A 15,155-nucleotide genomic window follows, 5' to 3' on the forward strand; every position below is an offset into this window, starting at 1 on the left:
GGAGGATCGATGTGCGTCTGACCAAGGATCTCGTCGCCGCTGCGGCCACTCCGCTGGTGCTGGCCATCCTCGCCAAGGGCGAAAGCTACGGATACGCCATCCTCAAGCAGGTCAACGAGCTCTCCGGTGGCGAGCTCGACTGGACCGAGGGGATGCTCTACCCGCTGCTGCACCGCCTGGAGCGGCTCGGCCATGTCGCATCCGTCTGGCGCGAGACGGATGGCGCCCGCCGCCGCAGGTATTACCTCATCACCGACCAGGGCCGCGCCGAGCTCGCCGAGCAGCGGCGGCAATGGACCACGGTCATGGACACCCTGAAGGGTGCCTGGCACACCACCACCCACCCACTGCTGGAGGCATGACGTGACCGACGATGTCGTGGAAGGGCAGATCGCGCAGTGGCGCGCGTTCGTCCAGCGGCGCCGCGAGCTGCAACAGCCCGACGCCGACGAGCTCGAAGACCACCTGCGGTCCACCATCGCCGAGCTCATCGAGGCGGGACTGCGCCCCGACGAGGCGTTCCTCGTCGCGGTGAAGCGGATGGGCGGCCTCGACGAGCTGTCCCGGGAGTTCGCGCGGGAGCACTCCGACCGGCTGTGGAAGCAGCTCGTCCTCGCCGGTGACACCGGCAGGTCGAAGTCCGGCTGGCTGGGCTGGCTGCCGATGGTGGTGTGCGCGGGGATCGCGGCGATCGCGGTCAAGGTGCCGTCCCTGTTCGGCGTCGACTTCGACGACGACTTCTGGACGCGCAACTTCGCGCTCTTCGGACTGATCCCGCTGGCGGCGTTCTTCGCCTGGACCCGCCGGATGAAGCCGCTGGGCATCGGCGTCCTGGTGCTGCTGTTCACGCTCGGTGCCGTCGGCGCCAACGTGTTCGCCCAGGATGCGCGCGGCACCGAGGACTTCTCCGTGGAGGGCCTCACCGCCGTCCACCTGCCGCTGGCACTGTGGCTGGTGGTGGGGTTCGCCTACGTCGGCGGGGAGTGGCTCTCGGCCCAGCGGCGGATGGACTTCATCAGATTCACCGGCGAGGCGTTCATCTATTTCGTCCTGATCGGGCTCGGCGGCGGAGTGCTCACCGGCATCACCTACGCCACCTTCCAGGCGATCGGCGTCGACGTCGACCCCTTCGTCACGAAGTGGCTCGTCCCCTGCGGGATGGTCGCCGCCGTGGTCGTCGCGGGCTGGCTGGTCGAGGCGAAGCAGAGCGTCGTGGAGAACATGGCGCCGGTCCTGACCCGGCTGTTCACCCCGCTGTTCACGGTGGTCCTCATCGCGCTCGTCGTCGCGTTCACCATCTCCAAGGGCGGCATCGACGTCACCCGCGACGTCCTGATCCTGTTCAACGTGGTGCTCATCGTGGTGCTCGGGCTGATCCTCTACTCGATCTCCGCCCGCGACCCCATGGCCAAGCCCGGGATCTTCGACCGGCTCCAGCTCGCCCTCGTCATCAGCGCGCTCGTCATCGACGTGCTGGTGCTGATCGCGGTCTACGGGCGTACCGGTGACGCCTTCGGCTACACCCCCAACCGGGTGGCGGCGCTGGGCCTCAACGTCATCCTCTTCGCCAATCTCGCCTGGTCGGCGGTGCTGCTCGGCGGCTTCCTCGGCGGGAAGTCACCGTTCCGGCGGCTGGAGCGGTGGCAGACCGACTACCTGCTGGTCTACGCCGGTTGGGCATGGATCGTGGTGTTCGCCTTCCCGCCGATCTTCGGCTACGCCTGACCGCAGGGGTTCCGCGCCGACCGTCGCTCGCAGGGGGAGCGGCGGTCGGCGTACCCGGATGGTGGTTTTGATCTCAGGGGATGCTGAGGCCGAGCGCGGCGAGGATCTCCGCCAGGGGCTGGTAATAGGTGACGCCGCCGCTGGTGCAGTTGCCGCTGCCGCCCGACAGGATCCCCAGGATCAGCCCGGTCGACGGGACGTAGAGGGGGCCGCCGCTGTCGCCCGGCTCGGCGCAGATGTTGGTGCGGATCAGGCCGGAGACGGTGCCCTCGGCGTAGTTGACGGTGGCGTTGAGCGCGGTGATGGTCCCGCAGCGGACACCGGTGGTGGCACCGCTGCGGCACACCGTCTGCCCGACGTAGGGAGTGCCGACCCCGTTGATCGTGAGCAGCCCCGGGTAGGTGTTGACGGCACTGGGGTGGGTGAGCGCCGTGTTGGTGTAGCGCACCGCGCCGTAGTCGTTGAGCGGGAAGCTCGTGGCGGTGCGGGTGCCGATCGCGATCGTCCGCGCGGAGTTGGTCCACCAGGTCGCCGACGTGGTGGTGCAGTGCCCGGCGGTGATCATGTAGTAGGTGGTGCCCTTGCGGGCGTTGGCGCCGAGCGAGCACCGCGCGGACGTGCCGTAGACGGGGTCGCCGCCGGCGAGCAGCGTCCGCAGGGTGCCGTGCTCGCGGCGGATCACCACCCCGGCGTGCTGCGTGCCCGCCCGCAGCGACGCGGCCTGCGCCGCGGTGACGGTGTCGTCGAGGGTGACGGTCGTGATGCCGGTCGTGGGGTCGACCGTCCAGGCGATGCCGGGGGTGTGCACGGAGCTGAGCAGTGCCTGCGCGGACTGCGGCGCGGCGGGCGCGGCCTGAGCGGCCGGTGCCGGCGCGGTGAGCAGGGCGGCTGCGGCTAGGGCGGCGAGGAGGGAACGGCGCATCGGGGGCCTCCGGAGATTCATCAAGTGTCATAGATGAATAGCCAGCATTCCATCGATCACTCTCGACGTGCAACGGATGCCGAGGTGTCGCCGTGTGCAGGTTTGTTGCAGGTTTGCCCTCCAGCATTGACATGACTTGATGACCGTGGCTAGGGTCCGACGTAACGGAAAGCGCTTTCCGCACGAACCGAGTGCCACCCGATGTCCTCCTCCGCAGGGCGGCACGCACCGAACTCGCCGATCTCCGCGCCCGTCCCGCGCGGTCTCTTGCGCCCCACTCGCTCCCGGCACGACAACGAAGGTGAGACCACCATGAAACGAGCAGTCGCACTGCGACTCCTGGCAGCCGGGGCCGCAGCGGCCACCGCCGCGGCGATCGGCATGGCCCTGCCGATGACCCAGGCCTCGGCCGCCGTCGGCGCGGCCACCGGCTTCGCGTCCGTCAACGGCGGAACCACCGGCGGCGCGGGCGGCGCGACGGTCCGGGCCACCACCGGCACCGCCATCCACACCGCCCTGTGCACCCGGGCCAGCAGCAGCACCCCGATCATCATCGAGGTCGTGGGGACCATCAACCACGGCAACACCGCCAAGGTGTCGGGCAACAGCTGCAACACCGCCGCCGGTGTGATCGAGCTCAAGGAGATCAGCAACGTCACGATCATCGGGGTCGGCGGCGGAGCGGTCTTCGACCAGCTCGGCATCCACATCCGCGACTCCAGCAACATCATCATCCAGAACGTGACGGTCCGGAACGTCAAGAAGTCCGGCTCGCCCACCTCCAACGGCGGCGACGCGATCGGCATGGAGAGCACCGTCCGCAACATCTGGGTCGACCACGTCACCCTGGAGGCCTCGGGCGGCGAGTCGGAGGGATTCGACGGCCTCTTCGACATGAAGGACAACGTCCAGTACGTCACGCTCTCCTACGCCATCCTGCGCAACTCCGGCCGCGGCGGCCTGATCGGGTCGAGCGAGAGCGACCGGTCCAACGGCTTCATCACGTTCCACCACAACTACTACAGCAACATCGACTCGCGTACGCCGCTGCTGCGCGGCGGTGTGGCGCACATCTACAACAACTACTACGAGAACCTGCACGAGTCCGGCATCAACTCCCGGGCCGGTGCCAAGGCCAAGGTGGACAGCAACTACTTCAAGGACTCCAAGGACATCCTCGGCACCTTCTACACCAGCGAGGCCGGCACCTGGCAGACCAGCGGCAACATCCTGGACAACGTGACCTGGTCCGCGGTCGGCAGCGAGAACAACCCGGCCGGTCCGAGCATGCCGTCCACCACCACGGTCAGCATCCCCTACTCCTACAGCCTCGACGGTGCGAGCTGCGTGCCGGCCATCGTCCGCCAGACCGCGGGCGCCAACACCGGCCTGCAGACGTCGAACGGCAGCTGCACGCCGCAGTCGCCGCCGGCCAGCCCGTCGCGGACCGCCAGCCCGTCGGCGTCGCCCAGCCCGTCGCGGTCGACCACCCCGTCGCCGTCGCCCTCGACCAGCCAGCCCACCGGCACCAACCTCAGCATCGGCGCCGGTGCCGACGGCTCCAGCAAGGGCGGCGGGACGAGCTACGGCAACGTCCTCGACGGCAGCATGACGACCTTCTGGTCGCCGTCCGGCACGACCGGTGAGATCTCGATCAAGTGGAGCTCCGCCAAGTCGATCTCGCGGATCAACATCCGCGAGGCCTCCGGCGCCACCGGCCTCATCGGGGCCTGGCAGGTCGTCAACGCCGACACCGGCGCGGTGCTGAAGTCCGGCAGCGGGGCGGGCGTCATCACCTTCTCGGCCACGTCGCTGAAGAAGATCACATTCAAGATCACAAGCGCGTCGGGTACGCCGAAGGTCGCCGAGTACGAGACCTACGCGCTCTAGCCGCCGCGAACACGGGCGGGAGCCGTCAACCGACGGCTCCCGCCCGTGGCGGACCCGGATCGGGGTGTGCGGTTGCGGGTGGCAGCCGATAACCTTGCCGACCATGGTCTCGTACAGGTCCGCCCGGTGGGGGAAGCTGATCGCGCTGCTGCTCAGCGCAGCTCTCGCCACCCCCGTGGCATTGGTGGGCGTCCCTGCGGCCGCGATGGATCCGGCCCGGGTGGCGCCGATTCCGTGCCCGAAGGCCGTCGCGCCGAAGGTGTCCCGCCCGCCCCGCCCCTCACCGCCCGCCACGGATCCGCAGCAGGCCGCCGTGGGCGGCGAAGGGCTGGCGACGACGGGCCTCGTCGTCCCGCCCGGCGTACCAGGCCCGCCCGCCAACACCGCGATCTCCTGGATCGTCGCCGACCTCGACACCGGCGCGGTGCTGGGAGCCTGCGGCGCGCACGAGTACGGCACCCCGGCGAGCGTGCAGAAGCTGCTCCTGGCGGCCACGTTCCTGAGCAGGCTGGATCCGAAGCAGGTCGTCACCATCACCCACGCCGACGTCGACATCCCCTTGGACAGCTCGGCGGTCGGCCTGATCGAGGGCGGCCACTACTCGATCGAGACGCTGTGGCTGGGTCTGCTGCTGCAGTCGGGCAACGACGCCGCCAACACGCTGGCCCGGCTGGGCGGCGGCACCGCGCTCGGCGGCGTCGAGGCGATGAACGCCGAAGCGGCCCGGCTCGGTGCGCTGCAGACGCACGCGGTGAGCCCGTCCGGCTACGACGGCCGCGGCCAGTTCACCAGCGCGTACGACCTGGCGCTGATCGCCCGGGCGTGCTTCGCCGACGAGACCTTCGTGCGCTACGCGCTGACGCGGACCACGAACATGCCGGCCCAGCCCCCGAAGCACCCCAAGGGCTACCAGATCCAGAACGAGAACAAGCTCATCTACGGGTACGCCGGCGCGCTCGGCGGCAAGACCGGCTTCACGTCGCTGGCCCGCCACACCTATGTCGGCGCGGCGGAGCGCAACGGCCGCCGACTCGTCGTGACGCTGCTCGGTGCCGAACCTCGACCGCAGCGCGGCTGGCAGCAGGGTGCCGCGCTGCTGGACTGGGGCTTCAGCCTGCCCGCCGATGCTTCCGTGGGCGAGCTCGTCCAGCCGGGCAACCTGTCGTCGACCCAGGCGCCGGGGTCACCGCAGCCCGCGGCTGCCGCTGCGGCATCCGGCGGCGGGTGGACGTGGGTGTTCGCCCTCGTCGCGGGACTGGCGGTGGCGGGATTCACCGTCGCGGCCGGGCTGATCCTGCGCGGCCGCCGACCCCGGCGAGGCTAGTCCGGTGCGGCTGGCTCGGCGAGGCTGGCCCGGTGCGGTTGGCTTGGCGAGGCTGGCATGGCGAGGCTGGCTTGGCGAGGTTGGACCGGTGCGGCTGGCTCGGCACGGCGACGAAGGGCCGAACCGGCCGGACGCCGCTGCCAGGCGGTAACCGGACTGCCTGTCGGGCCCGTATGCCATGCTGGTGCCATGGAACGTGCCGACCTGGTCCACCTGCGCCGGGCCCGGGACCGGATGGATCGCGACTACGCCCGCCCGCTCGACGTGGCAGCCCTCGCCCGGGAGGCGCTCATGTCGCCCGGCCACTTCTCCCGCAGCTTCCGGACGGCGTTCGGCGAGACTCCGTACTCGTACCTGATGACCCGCCGCATCGAGCGGGCGAAGGCCCTGCTGCGCCGGGGCGACATGTCCGTCACCGACGTCTGCATGGCCGTCGGCTGCTCCTCGCTCGGCTCGTTCAGCTCGCGCTTCACCGAGCTGGTGGGGGAGACGCCGAGCGCCTACCGGGCTCGCGGCCACTCCGAGCTCTCCTCGCTGCCGGCCTGCATCGCGAAGATCGTCACGCGGCCGGTCCGGAGCAGAGAAGGTCGCCCGGTCGGCCCTGCCGTAGCGTGACCTGCATGGATATCAGACTCTCGCATACCTTCCTGGCGGTGGACGATCCCGACAAGTCCGTCGAGTTCTACCGCGACGTTCTCGGCCTGGAGGTCCGCAACGACGTCGGCTACGAGAAGATGCGCTGGATCACCATCGGCTCGCCGTCCCAGCCGGAGGTCGACATCGTGCTCGAACCCCCGGCTGCGAACCCGAACATGTCGCCGCAGGACAAGGATGCCGTGGCCGACCTGATGGCGAAGGGCCTCTACGGCACCGTCGTGTTCTGGACGGACAACTGCGACGAGACCTTCGAGCGCGTCCTGGCCGCCGGTGCCGATGTCATCCAGGAGCCGATGGACCAGCCCTACGGCGTACGCGACTGCGCCTTCCGGGACCCGGCCGGCAACCAGGTCCGGTTCACGGAGGCGAAGCGCTGACCCACGCGGGCCGGTCGGGCCGGACGCGTCAGAGCTGCATCACCACATAGGCGTAGCCGGCGTGGTAGAGCGCGCGCACGTCCGGCTCGACCGTCACCGCGATTTCGTGCGGGCGGCTCTCCGGCCCGGGCAGGCTGAGCAGCATCGCCCCGCCCGCGGCGGCCATCCGGGTCGCACCGCAGTCGATCTCCTCCTCGATCCGGTTCGCTCCGGCTGCGAGCTGGAAGTGGATCGAACCGGCTCCGACGCAGGTGATCAGCAGCTGGTAGGTCGTGGCCCGGCCGGCGTCGTCGGTGTTGCGGATGTCGGCGTCGAGCGGGCCGGACGACGAGTTCACGACTCTCTCCCGCTCCTCGTCGTCGAGGGGCAGTGCTGCTCGGGCGATCTCGGCGAGTGCGGTGAGGTTGACGGCCTCGCCGCTGGGTGGGGCACCGGGCGTTTCGCCGTCGTCGCCGAGGCCGCCGATGCCGAGGGAGGCGGCACCGAGCACGAGGGCGGCGCAGCCCGCCACGGTGAGCGCGGCGGTGGTGCGGCGGCGGCGTACGGTCCGATGGGCGGCGGCGGTGCCCGGCGGGCGTACCAGGCTGAGTTCGGCGGCGCGGACATCGGCGAAGGCGCTCCGGGTGTCGTCCTCCGACAGCAGATCAGGCATGGTGGACCTCCGATTCGAAGTGGGCGGCGAGTGCGGTGCGCCCGCGGTGCAGCCAGGATTTGACGGTGTTCGAGGAGACGCTCTCCCGCTCGGCGATCTCCGCGACGGACATGTCCCCGAGGTAGTGCATGACCATCGCCCGGCGCTGCGCGGGCGGCAGCGTGGCCAGGGCCGCGACCAGGGCGACCCGGTCCGGCCCGGGCCCGGCGACGCTCGGCTCGTCGCGCTGCCGGCGCAGGAAATTCAGCGCGGTACGCCGTCGGCGCCAGCCGCTGGTCGCGAGGTTCCAGGCGACGCGGCGCACCCAGGCGACTGGATCGTCGTATGTGGACACCTGTCGCCAGCGCTGCAGTGCCCGGCAGAAGGCCTCCTGCACGACGTCCTGCGCCTCCTGCCGGTCGCCGAAGTAGACATACAGCTGGACGGTGAGGTCGCCGTAGTGCGCCGCGTAGAGCTCGTCGAAGTCGGTCACTGGCGTTGTCGCTCCCGGGGAAGTTCGGATGGTCCGGCGACTACACGTATGACCACCCCTCAGGGTTGCGGGTGCCGGTTCGGCACCCGGGGTCGTTACGCACTGTTGCCGCCGGGGCAGGGGTGGTCGTTGGTGTGTGTGGGACTTTGCTCTGCTTACACCGGCGCATCACCGGGAATGTCCGGATCTAGTGGCCGATGCGTGGGTGTAAGCAGAGCAAAGCGCTGCGCGTGGTGGTGGGTGTCCGAGGGCTGAATGTCACCCTGTGTGGCCGCGACACCGTGTCAGTCGCGTGTCAGGGCGCTGTCAGGCCGCCCCGGCACGCTGTAGGCATGACAGCTGAACCGATGATCGAGGCCGAGGGTCTCGTCAAGCACTTCGGTGCGACGAAGGCGCTGCAAGGTGTCGATCTCGTCGTGCCGCGAGGAACTGTGCTCGGTGTCCTCGGCCCCAACGGCGCGGGCAAGACCACGGCCGTACGCATCCTCTCCACCCTGCTGGCCCCCGACGCCGGGACCGCCCGCATCGGCGGCTTCGACGTCGTCCGCGACGCCGAGCGCGTCCGGCAGTCCATCGGCCTCACCGGCCAATACGCCTCGGTCGACGAGGACCTGACCGGCCGGCAGAACCTGGAGCTCTTCGGCACGCTGCTGGAGCTCGGCCGGACCGGATCCCGCCGCCGCGCCGTCGAGCTGCTGGAGTGGTTCGACCTCTCGGATGCGGCCGACCGGCCGGCCAAGACCTACTCCGGTGGCATGCGCCGCCGCCTGGACCTCGCCGCGAGCCTCGTCGGGTCCCCGGACGTGATCTTCCTCGACGAGCCGACCACCGGCCTCGACCCCGCCAAGCGCGAGGACATGTGGGACGTGGTCCGCTCCCTCGTCGGGAACGGCTCGACCGTGCTGCTGACCACGCAGTACCTGGAGGAGGCGGACGCGCTCGCCGACGCGATCACCGTCATCGACCACGGCCGGGTCATCGCCCACGACACCCCCGAAGGGCTCAAGCGGGTCGTCGGCGGCCAGACCCTCGAGGTCCGCCCGGCCGACCCGGCCAACCTGGCCCGGACCGCGCAGATCCTCTCCGAGGTCTCCTCCGGCGCGCAGGCCGACGAGATCCGCAAGGGCGTCCTCGCGGTGCCGGTCGGCAACGACGCGGCCCTCACCGAGAGCGTCGCCCGGTTCGCCGCCGCCCGGATCTCGGTCACCGAGCTCTCCCTGCACCTGCCCAGTCTCGACGAGGTGTTCTTCTCCCTCACCGGCCGGACCGCGTCCGCCGACGACACCACCAAGATCAAGGAGGTGGCTGTATGACGACCCTGCTCGAAGCCCGCCGCACCACCAACCCGGCCCAGTCCGCGGTGACCCCGAACCGGCGGCCGTTCCGGCTGGTCCGGCACTCGCTCGCCCTCATGAAGCGCAGCCTCATCAAGACCTGGCGGACGCCCGAGGCGCTCATCGACGTCACGCTCCAGCCGGCGCTGTTCCTCGTCATCTTCGTCTACATCTTCGGCGGCGCCGTCGCCGGATCGACCCACGACTACCTGCAGTTCCTCCTGCCGGGCATCCTGGCGCAGACGATCGCGACGGGCTGCATCGCCATCGGCGTCAACCTCAACACCGACATCGCCAAGGGCGTCTTCGACCGGTTCCGGTCGCTGCCGATCCCGCGCTCGGCACCGCTGCTCGGCGCGGTCCTCGGCGACGTCGTGCGCTACGTCATCGTCACGATCTCCACCCTCGGCATGGGCTATGCGATGGGTTTCCGAATCGAGTCCAACCTGCTCAGCGCGCTCGCGGGCTGCCTGCTCGTGGTGCTGTTCGCCCTGTGCCTGAGCTGGCTGCCGGTGCTCGTCGGCATGAAGGTGCGCACCGCCGGTGCCGTGCAGGGCATCATGTTCGCCCTGGTCATGCCGCTGAGCTTCGCGTCCAACGTCTTCGTCGGCACGAGCACCCTGCCCGGCTGGATGCAGTCTTTCGTCAAGGTCAACCCGATGACGCACCTCGTCGAGTCCGTCCGCGGGCTCTTCCTCGGCACGCCGGTCGGCAACCACGTGTGGTGGACGCTCGCGTGGTGCGCCGGGTTCGTCGTCGTGTTCATGCCGCTCGCGCTGCGGGCGTACCGGAAGAAGATCTGATTCGGCAGTGACCCCCCGCGAGCGATGCCTCGCGGGGGTTTGCTCCTACCCGGCGAGGTGCTGCGCGAGGTGGCCGACCACCTCGCGCGCGTCGTCCTCGATGCCGTGGATGAAGGTGGACTTGCGGCGGCGCAGCAGGGGCAGGCCCAGCGCGTAGAGGCCCGGGCTGTCGAGCACGCCGCCGTCGTGGTTGAGGTAGCCCTTCGCATCGACCACGGGGACGTCGAGCCAGCGGTAGTCCGGCCGGAACCCGGTGGCCCACACGATGGTGCTGATCTCGCCGCCGCGCAGGTCGAGCTGCAGCCGCGCCGACGCGGGCACCCCGGTCGGCGCGAAGCGCTCGGGCGGGCCGACCTCGGCATCGCGGTCGTGGCGGCGGGCCCACCCGTCGAAGGTGTCCAGCAGGCGTTCCATCTTGAGGTCCGCCAGGGAGAACACGTTGCGCAGGCCGCCGGAGAAGAGCGCGCGGCCGTCGCGGACCGCGGCCCAGCGCCCCACCAGCTCGACACCGAGCGCCGAGAGCGCGTTGAGGTCGAGCGTCGAGCGCTCCGGGGTGCCGACGAGCTGCGGCGAGGGCAGCCGCCGGGCCCGGGTGAGATCGTCGATCTCGTCGTGCCGCTGGTCCCACACGCCGGCGGAGTCCATCCACCACAGCACGTCGCGGCCGCGGTAGGTGCGCGGCAACCGGACGTGCTCCCCGACCGAGAGGATCACCGGCCGTCCCGATCGCTGGATCTCCGCCGCGAGCTGCACACCGGTCGCGGAGGCCCCCACGACGAGGACGCCGCCGTCGGGCAGCTGCGCGGGGTTGCGGTAGGTGAAGGGCGTGAGCTGCTCGATGGTGGTCGGGACCGCTTCGTGGAGCGCCGGGACCGTGGGCCGGTTGCAGGCTCCGCTCGCGATGACGAGCGCCCGGCAGCGGAGCTCGCCGTGGTTCGTCGTCACCCGGTACCCGTCGTCGACGCGGCGCACCGAGGTGACCTCGGTGCCGGTCTGGACGGGCGCGCCGGTGACGGCGGCGAAGTGATCGATGAATCCGATCACTTCGCCCATCGTCATGTAGCCGTCGGGATCCGGGCCATCGTAGTGATGGCCCGGCAGCCGACTCTGCCCGTTGGGGGTCAGCAGGCGCAGGGAGTCCCAGCGTTCCCGCCGCCAGGAGTTCGCCACCTCGCCGCGCTCGAGCACGACGTGGTCGATCGAGTGGGCGCGAAGGAAGTGGCTCGCGGCGAGACCCGCGTGTCCGGCGCCGATGACGACCGCGGTGGCGTACTCGATGGCTCTGCCCTCCTCAGGCGACTTCGACGGTGACGTTCGTGGGGTTGGTGAGGGCGTCGAAGACGGCCGAACGCTTCTGGGACTGGGCCACCAGCGCCTCGATCTCCTGCTTGGAGGCGTCGGCATCGATCGTGAAGGTCACCTTGACGTCGTTGAAGCCGTTGCGGACGTCGCTGTCGGCACCGAGGATGCCGCGGATGTCGTGCTGGCCCTCGACGACCGACTCGACCGAGCGCAGCTGGATGCCGCGGTTCTGCGCGACGGAGGCGACACCGGCGGTGAGGCAGCTCGCGAGCCCGACGAGGAGGTATTCGATCGGCGTGATGCCGTTGTCCGCGGCCGCGAAGACCGCGGGGTGGTCGGCGTCGAACACGGTCTCGGTCTTGTGGCTCTGCTCCTGGCCGAGGCCGAAGAACTGCTGGATGGTCGTGGTGCTGTGGACGCCGTGCTGCCACTTGGAGGCCGCCCGCCAGGTGAACTGGGCGGCCTCGGGCGCGCCCTTGAGCACCTCGCGCGCGTCGAGTAGTGCCTGAACATTGACTCCGTTATCGACGTCGGTCATGTCGGGGGTACTCCTCTCGGTTGTATTCCTATAATTCCTATCGGGGTTCACGACATTACACTGGCCCGCCCCACCGGGACTAGTTATGATCTCGGCTATGCCACCCTCGACAGCTGCAGCCGGTTCGGTCGGCAGTGTCGAGACGAGGTACCTCGACCTGCCCGGACCGGTCCGGCTGGACTGCGGCCGGGAGCTGCATCAGGTTCGTGTGGCGTACGAGACCTACGGCATCCTTTCACCCGATCGAGACAACGTCATCCTCGTGTGCCACGCGCTCAGCGGCGACGCGCACGCCGCCGGCTTCGCGAAGAACCCACCCGAGACGGGTACGCGGGACGGGTTCGCCGCCGAGTCCCGCGACGGTGCGGCCGGCAAGGGCCTGGGCTGGTGGGACGGGATGATCGGCCCCGGTAAGGCGTTCGACACCGATCGCTTCTTCGTCGTCTCCACCAACATCCTCGGCGGCTGCCGCGGCACCACGGGACCGTCGTCGACCGACCCCGCGACCGGCCGGGCATACGGGTCGGACTTCCCGGTGATCACCGTCGCCGACATGGTCCGCACGCAGCGGGCGTTCCTCGACGAGCTCGGCATCAGCAGGCTCGCCGCGGTGGCGGGCGGCTCCCTCGGCGGGATGCAGGCGCAGGAGTGGGCGGTCCTCTTCCCCGACCAGGTCGACGCCATCGTGGTCATCGCGAGCACGCACGCCCTGCACCCGCAGGGGGTGGCCTGGAACGCGATCGCCCGGGACGCGATCATGCGCGACCCGGCCTGGCAGGGCGGCCACTACCACGGCACCGGCCGAGCGCCCGACGACGGCATGGGCGTGGCCCGGATGGTCGGGCACATCACCTACCTGTCCGCACCGGCGCTGGGCGACCGGTTCGGGCGCAGGCTGCAGTTCGCCGACGACATCCGCTACACGATCAGCGAGCCGGAGTTCGAGGTCGAGAGCTACCTGCGCCACCAGGCCGACTCGTTCGTCAAGCGCTTCGACGCCAACACCTACCTCTACACGTCGCGCGCGCTGAGCTACTTCGACCTGGCACGGGAGCACGGCGACGGGTCGCTGGTGCGCGCGCTGGCCGGCGTCTCCGCGCGGACGCTGCTGATCGCGTTCAGCTCCGACTGGCTCTACGCGCCGTCCGCGTCGATCGAGATCGAGCAGGCCCTGCGCGAGCTGGGCAAGCCGGTGGAGTTCCACCTGATCGAGGCGCCCTACGGCCACGACTGCTTCCTGCTGGAGGAGGCGCGCCAGACGCCCATCATCCAGCAGTTCCTAGGCGACCCAGAGATGAAGAGGAACCAGTGACCGACCACCTCCCCCGGACCGAGGAGGCCCACGAGTTCGGGTTCGACACGCGGCAGCTGCACGCCGGGCAGCGTCCCGATCCGAACACGGGCGCCCGGGCGGTGCCGATCTTCCAGACGACGAGCTACGTGTTCGAGGATCCGGAGTCGGCTGCGGCGTACTTCAACCTCCAGGAGTACGGCAACACGTACTCGCGGATCATGAATCCGACCGTCGCGGTCTTCGAGGAGCGGGTGGCGAACCTGGAGGGCGGCAGCGGCGCGGTGGCGTTCGCGAGCGGGATCGCCGCGCAGGCGGCCGCGCTCTTCACGCTGCTCCAGCCGGGCGACCACGTGGTGTCGTCCTCGGCGATCTACGGCGGCACGGCCAACCAGCTCAAGCACCTGCTGCGCAAGATGAACGTCGAGCTGACCTGGGTCGACCCCGACGACCCGGACGCGTGGCGGCGGGCGGTCCGCCCGCATACGAAGGCGTTCTTCGGCGAGACGATCGGCAACCCGGCCGGCAACGTGCTCGACATCGAGACCGTGGCGGCGATCGCGCACGAGCACGAGCTGCCGCTGATCGTGGACAACACGTTCGCGACGCCCTACCTGTGCCGGCCCATCGAGTGGGGCGCCGACATCGTGATCCACTCGGCGACGAAGTTCATCGGCGGGCACGGCACGAGCATCGGCGGCGTCGTCGTCGAGGCGGGCACGTTCAACTGGTCCAACGGCCGGTTCCCGGTGATCGCGGACCCGTCACCGGCGTACCACGGGCTGCAGTTCCACGAGACGTTCGGGACCTACGGCTACCTCATGAAGCTGCGGGCCGAGACACTGCGCGACCTGGGCGCGGCGCTCTCGCCGTTCAACGCGTTCATGTTCCTGCTGGGGCTGGAGACGCTGTCCCTGCGGATGCAGCGCCACGTCGAGAACGCGCAGGTGATCGCGGCCTACCTCGACGCGCACGAGCTCGCGACGAACGTGACCTACCCCGGCCTGCCCGGCGGCAGATACGCGCCGCTCGTCGAGAAGTACCTGCCGCGCGGTGCGGGTGCGGTCTTCTCGTTCGACTGCGCGGGCGGCCTCGCGGGCGGCCAGGACCTCATCCGGGGCGTCTCGCTCTGGTCCCACCTCGCCAACGTCGGCGACGCGAAGAGCCTGATCATCCACCCGGCCAGCACGACGCACCGCCAGCTCAGCGACGACGAGCTCCGAGCGGCGGGTGTCGCGCCCGGGACGGTACGCCTGTCGGTGGGCATCGAGGCCGTGGACGACCTGATCTGGGATCTCGAACAGGGCTTCGCCCAGGTCGCGGCCGCAGCGGAAAAGAGGTAGACCTGCCATGACCGACCTCGAGCGGTACCAGGCTCCGGCGGCGATCCAGCGCGTCCTGCACAGCGCCAGGACGATCGCGATCGTCGGCCTGTCCGGCAACGAGCTGCGCGCCAGCTACTTCGTCGGCTATTACCTCAAGCGGCACAACTACCGGGTGATCCCGGTGAACCCCCGCGAGACGCAGATCCTCGGCGAGACCTGCTATCCGAGCCTGCTCGACGTGCCGGTGCCGGTGGACGTGGTCAACGTCTTCCGCGCGCCGGACGCGCTGCCCGGGATCGCCCGCGACGCCGTGGCGATCGGCGCGGGCACCCTCTGGTGCCAGTTCGGCGTGATCAACGAGGAGGGCGCCCGGATCGCGGAGGAGGGCGGTGTCAAGGTGATCATGGATCTGTGCCTCAAGGTCGAGCACGCGCGCTACGTGGGCCGCATGCACTGGCTCGGCTTCAACACCCAGCGCATCACCTCCGTCCGGGGCGGTCTGCAGTAGACAGTCGTGGTCGCCGATGTCCGGCCGTGTGACTG

At 70.0% G+C, this 15,155-nt stretch carries 16 protein-coding genes; 11 read left to right on the top strand and 5 right to left on the bottom strand.

Annotated features, from left to right (window positions below; all coding sequences use genetic code 11):
- The first annotated feature begins 11 nt into the window (after window positions 1-11).
- Both F4553_RS34730 and F4553_RS34735 read left to right on the top strand, forming a co-directional pair.
- Window positions 12-362, top strand: coding sequence for a PadR family transcriptional regulator (locus tag F4553_RS34730; protein ID WP_184845033.1), 351 nt, complete (start codon window positions 12-14; stop codon window positions 360-362).
- A 1-nt stretch (window position 363) separates the two neighbouring features.
- Window positions 364-1,725, top strand: a complete 1,362-nt coding sequence (locus tag F4553_RS34735; RefSeq protein ID WP_184845036.1) for a permease prefix domain 1-containing protein — start codon at window positions 364-366, stop codon at window positions 1,723-1,725.
- A 73-nt stretch (window positions 1,726-1,798) separates the two neighbouring features.
- Here the strand turns inward: F4553_RS34735 and F4553_RS34740 are convergent, their stop codons facing one another.
- A complete protein-coding gene (locus F4553_RS34740; RefSeq protein ID WP_184845039.1) occupies window positions 1,799-2,647 on the bottom strand; it encodes a S1 family peptidase in 849 nt (282 codons plus the stop codon).
- Window positions 2,648-2,959: 312 nt separating this feature from the next.
- Between F4553_RS34740 and F4553_RS34745 the strand changes: the two genes are divergently transcribed.
- From F4553_RS34745 to F4553_RS34760, 4 genes are all read left to right on the top strand, one after another.
- Window positions 2,960-4,537: a pectate lyase family protein gene (locus F4553_RS34745; RefSeq protein ID WP_184845042.1), complete on the top strand. Its 1,578-nt coding sequence runs from the start codon at window positions 2,960-2,962 to the stop codon at window positions 4,535-4,537.
- A gap of 103 nt (window positions 4,538-4,640) precedes the next feature.
- Entirely contained in the window at window positions 4,641-5,861 is a 1,221-nt protein-coding gene (locus F4553_RS34750; RefSeq protein ID WP_376776331.1) for a D-alanyl-D-alanine carboxypeptidase family protein, read from the top strand.
- 189 nt (window positions 5,862-6,050) lie between these two features.
- On the top strand, window positions 6,051-6,476 hold the full coding sequence (locus F4553_RS34755; RefSeq protein ID WP_184845045.1) for a helix-turn-helix transcriptional regulator: 426 nt from the start codon (window positions 6,051-6,053) through the stop codon (window positions 6,474-6,476).
- A gap of 5 nt (window positions 6,477-6,481) precedes the next feature.
- Window positions 6,482-6,895, top strand: coding sequence for a VOC family protein (locus F4553_RS34760; RefSeq protein WP_184845047.1), 414 nt, complete (start codon window positions 6,482-6,484; stop codon window positions 6,893-6,895).
- Between the two features lie 28 nt (window positions 6,896-6,923).
- Here the strand turns inward: F4553_RS34760 and F4553_RS34765 are convergent, their stop codons facing one another.
- Both F4553_RS34765 and F4553_RS34770 read right to left on the bottom strand, forming a co-directional pair.
- Window positions 6,924-7,547: a hypothetical protein gene (locus tag F4553_RS34765; RefSeq protein WP_184845050.1), complete on the bottom strand. Its 624-nt coding sequence runs from the start codon at window positions 7,545-7,547 to the stop codon at window positions 6,924-6,926.
- On the bottom strand, window positions 7,540-8,019 hold the full coding sequence (locus F4553_RS34770) for an RNA polymerase sigma factor (protein WP_312875506.1): 480 nt from the start codon (window positions 8,017-8,019) through the stop codon (window positions 7,540-7,542). The genes F4553_RS34765 and F4553_RS34770 overlap by 8 nt, the downstream gene beginning before the upstream one ends.
- A gap of 332 nt (window positions 8,020-8,351) precedes the next feature.
- Between F4553_RS34770 and F4553_RS34775 the strand changes: the two genes are divergently transcribed.
- Together F4553_RS34775 and F4553_RS34780 are read left to right on the top strand one after the other, a co-directional pair.
- Window positions 8,352-9,332: an ATP-binding cassette domain-containing protein gene (locus F4553_RS34775; protein WP_184845053.1), complete on the top strand. Its 981-nt coding sequence runs from the start codon at window positions 8,352-8,354 to the stop codon at window positions 9,330-9,332.
- The gene (locus tag F4553_RS34780; RefSeq protein WP_184845056.1) at window positions 9,329-10,156 is read left to right on the top strand and encodes an ABC transporter permease; all 828 of its coding nucleotides are present in this window, start codon (window positions 9,329-9,331) and stop codon (window positions 10,154-10,156) included. The genes F4553_RS34775 and F4553_RS34780 overlap by 4 nt, the downstream gene beginning before the upstream one ends.
- Before the next feature lie 45 nt (window positions 10,157-10,201).
- Here the strand turns inward: F4553_RS34780 and F4553_RS34785 are convergent, their stop codons facing one another.
- Both F4553_RS34785 and F4553_RS34790 read right to left on the bottom strand, forming a co-directional pair.
- A complete protein-coding gene (locus F4553_RS34785) occupies window positions 10,202-11,560 on the bottom strand; it encodes a flavin-containing monooxygenase (protein ID WP_184845058.1) in 1,359 nt (452 codons plus the stop codon).
- Entirely contained in the window at window positions 11,448-11,996 is a 549-nt protein-coding gene (locus F4553_RS34790; RefSeq protein ID WP_184845060.1) for an OsmC family protein, read from the bottom strand. Before F4553_RS34790 ends, F4553_RS34785 begins: the two co-directional genes overlap by 113 nt.
- Window positions 11,997-12,093: 97 nt before the next feature.
- Between F4553_RS34790 and metX the strand changes: the two genes are divergently transcribed.
- The 3 genes from metX to F4553_RS34805 are packed head-to-tail and all read left to right on the top strand — an operon-like array spanning window position 12,094 to window position 15,120.
- Window positions 12,094-13,308 (top strand): homoserine O-acetyltransferase MetX, encoded by a 1,215-nt coding sequence (metX, locus tag F4553_RS34795; protein WP_184845063.1) that lies wholly within the window; start codon window positions 12,094-12,096, stop codon window positions 13,306-13,308.
- Window positions 13,305-14,630 carry an O-acetylhomoserine aminocarboxypropyltransferase/cysteine synthase family protein gene (locus tag F4553_RS34800; protein ID WP_184845066.1) on the top strand — a complete coding sequence of 442 codons (1,326 nt, stop codon included), beginning with the start codon at window positions 13,305-13,307 and terminating at the stop codon, window positions 14,628-14,630. Before metX ends, F4553_RS34800 begins: the two co-directional genes overlap by 4 nt.
- Before the next feature lie 7 nt (window positions 14,631-14,637).
- Window positions 14,638-15,120 carry a CoA-binding protein gene (locus F4553_RS34805; protein WP_184845068.1) on the top strand — a complete coding sequence of 161 codons (483 nt, stop codon included), beginning with the start codon at window positions 14,638-14,640 and terminating at the stop codon, window positions 15,118-15,120.
- The last annotated feature ends 35 nt before the right edge of the window (window positions 15,121-15,155 follow it).

This window comes from Allocatelliglobosispora scoriae, assembly GCF_014204945.1.
Lineage (GTDB): Bacteria > Actinomycetota > Actinomycetes > Mycobacteriales > Micromonosporaceae > Allocatelliglobosispora > Allocatelliglobosispora scoriae.

Bases quoted from the DNA above. Each gene is read 5' to 3' on its own strand.
- F4553_RS34740 (WP_184845039.1), bottom strand. From the start codon at position 2,647: ATGCGCCGTTCCCTCCTCGCCGCCCTAGCCGCAGCCGCCCTGCTCACC.
- F4553_RS34745 (WP_184845042.1), top strand. From the start codon at position 2,960: ATGAAACGAGCAGTCGCACTGCGACTCCTGGCAGCCGGGGCCGCAGCG.
- F4553_RS34750 (WP_376776331.1), top strand. From the start codon at position 4,641: ATGGTCTCGTACAGGTCCGCCCGGTGGGGGAAGCTGATCGCGCTGCTG.
- F4553_RS34755 (WP_184845045.1), top strand. From the start codon at position 6,051: ATGGAACGTGCCGACCTGGTCCACCTGCGCCGGGCCCGGGACCGGATG.
- F4553_RS34760 (WP_184845047.1), top strand. From the start codon at position 6,482: ATGGATATCAGACTCTCGCATACCTTCCTGGCGGTGGACGATCCCGAC.
- F4553_RS34765 (WP_184845050.1), bottom strand. From the start codon at position 7,547: ATGCCTGATCTGCTGTCGGAGGACGACACCCGGAGCGCCTTCGCCGAT.
- F4553_RS34775 (WP_184845053.1), top strand. From the start codon at position 8,352: ATGACAGCTGAACCGATGATCGAGGCCGAGGGTCTCGTCAAGCACTTC.
- F4553_RS34780 (WP_184845056.1), top strand. From the start codon at position 9,329: ATGACGACCCTGCTCGAAGCCCGCCGCACCACCAACCCGGCCCAGTCC.
- F4553_RS34785 (WP_184845058.1), bottom strand. From the start codon at position 11,560: ATGCCGACGCCTCCAAGCAGGAGATCGAGGCGCTGGTGGCCCAGTCCC.
- F4553_RS34790 (WP_184845060.1), bottom strand. From the start codon at position 11,996: ATGACCGACGTCGATAACGGAGTCAATGTTCAGGCACTACTCGACGCG.
- metX (WP_184845063.1), top strand. From the start codon at position 12,094: ATGCCACCCTCGACAGCTGCAGCCGGTTCGGTCGGCAGTGTCGAGACG.
- F4553_RS34805 (WP_184845068.1), top strand. From the start codon at position 14,638: ATGACCGACCTCGAGCGGTACCAGGCTCCGGCGGCGATCCAGCGCGTC.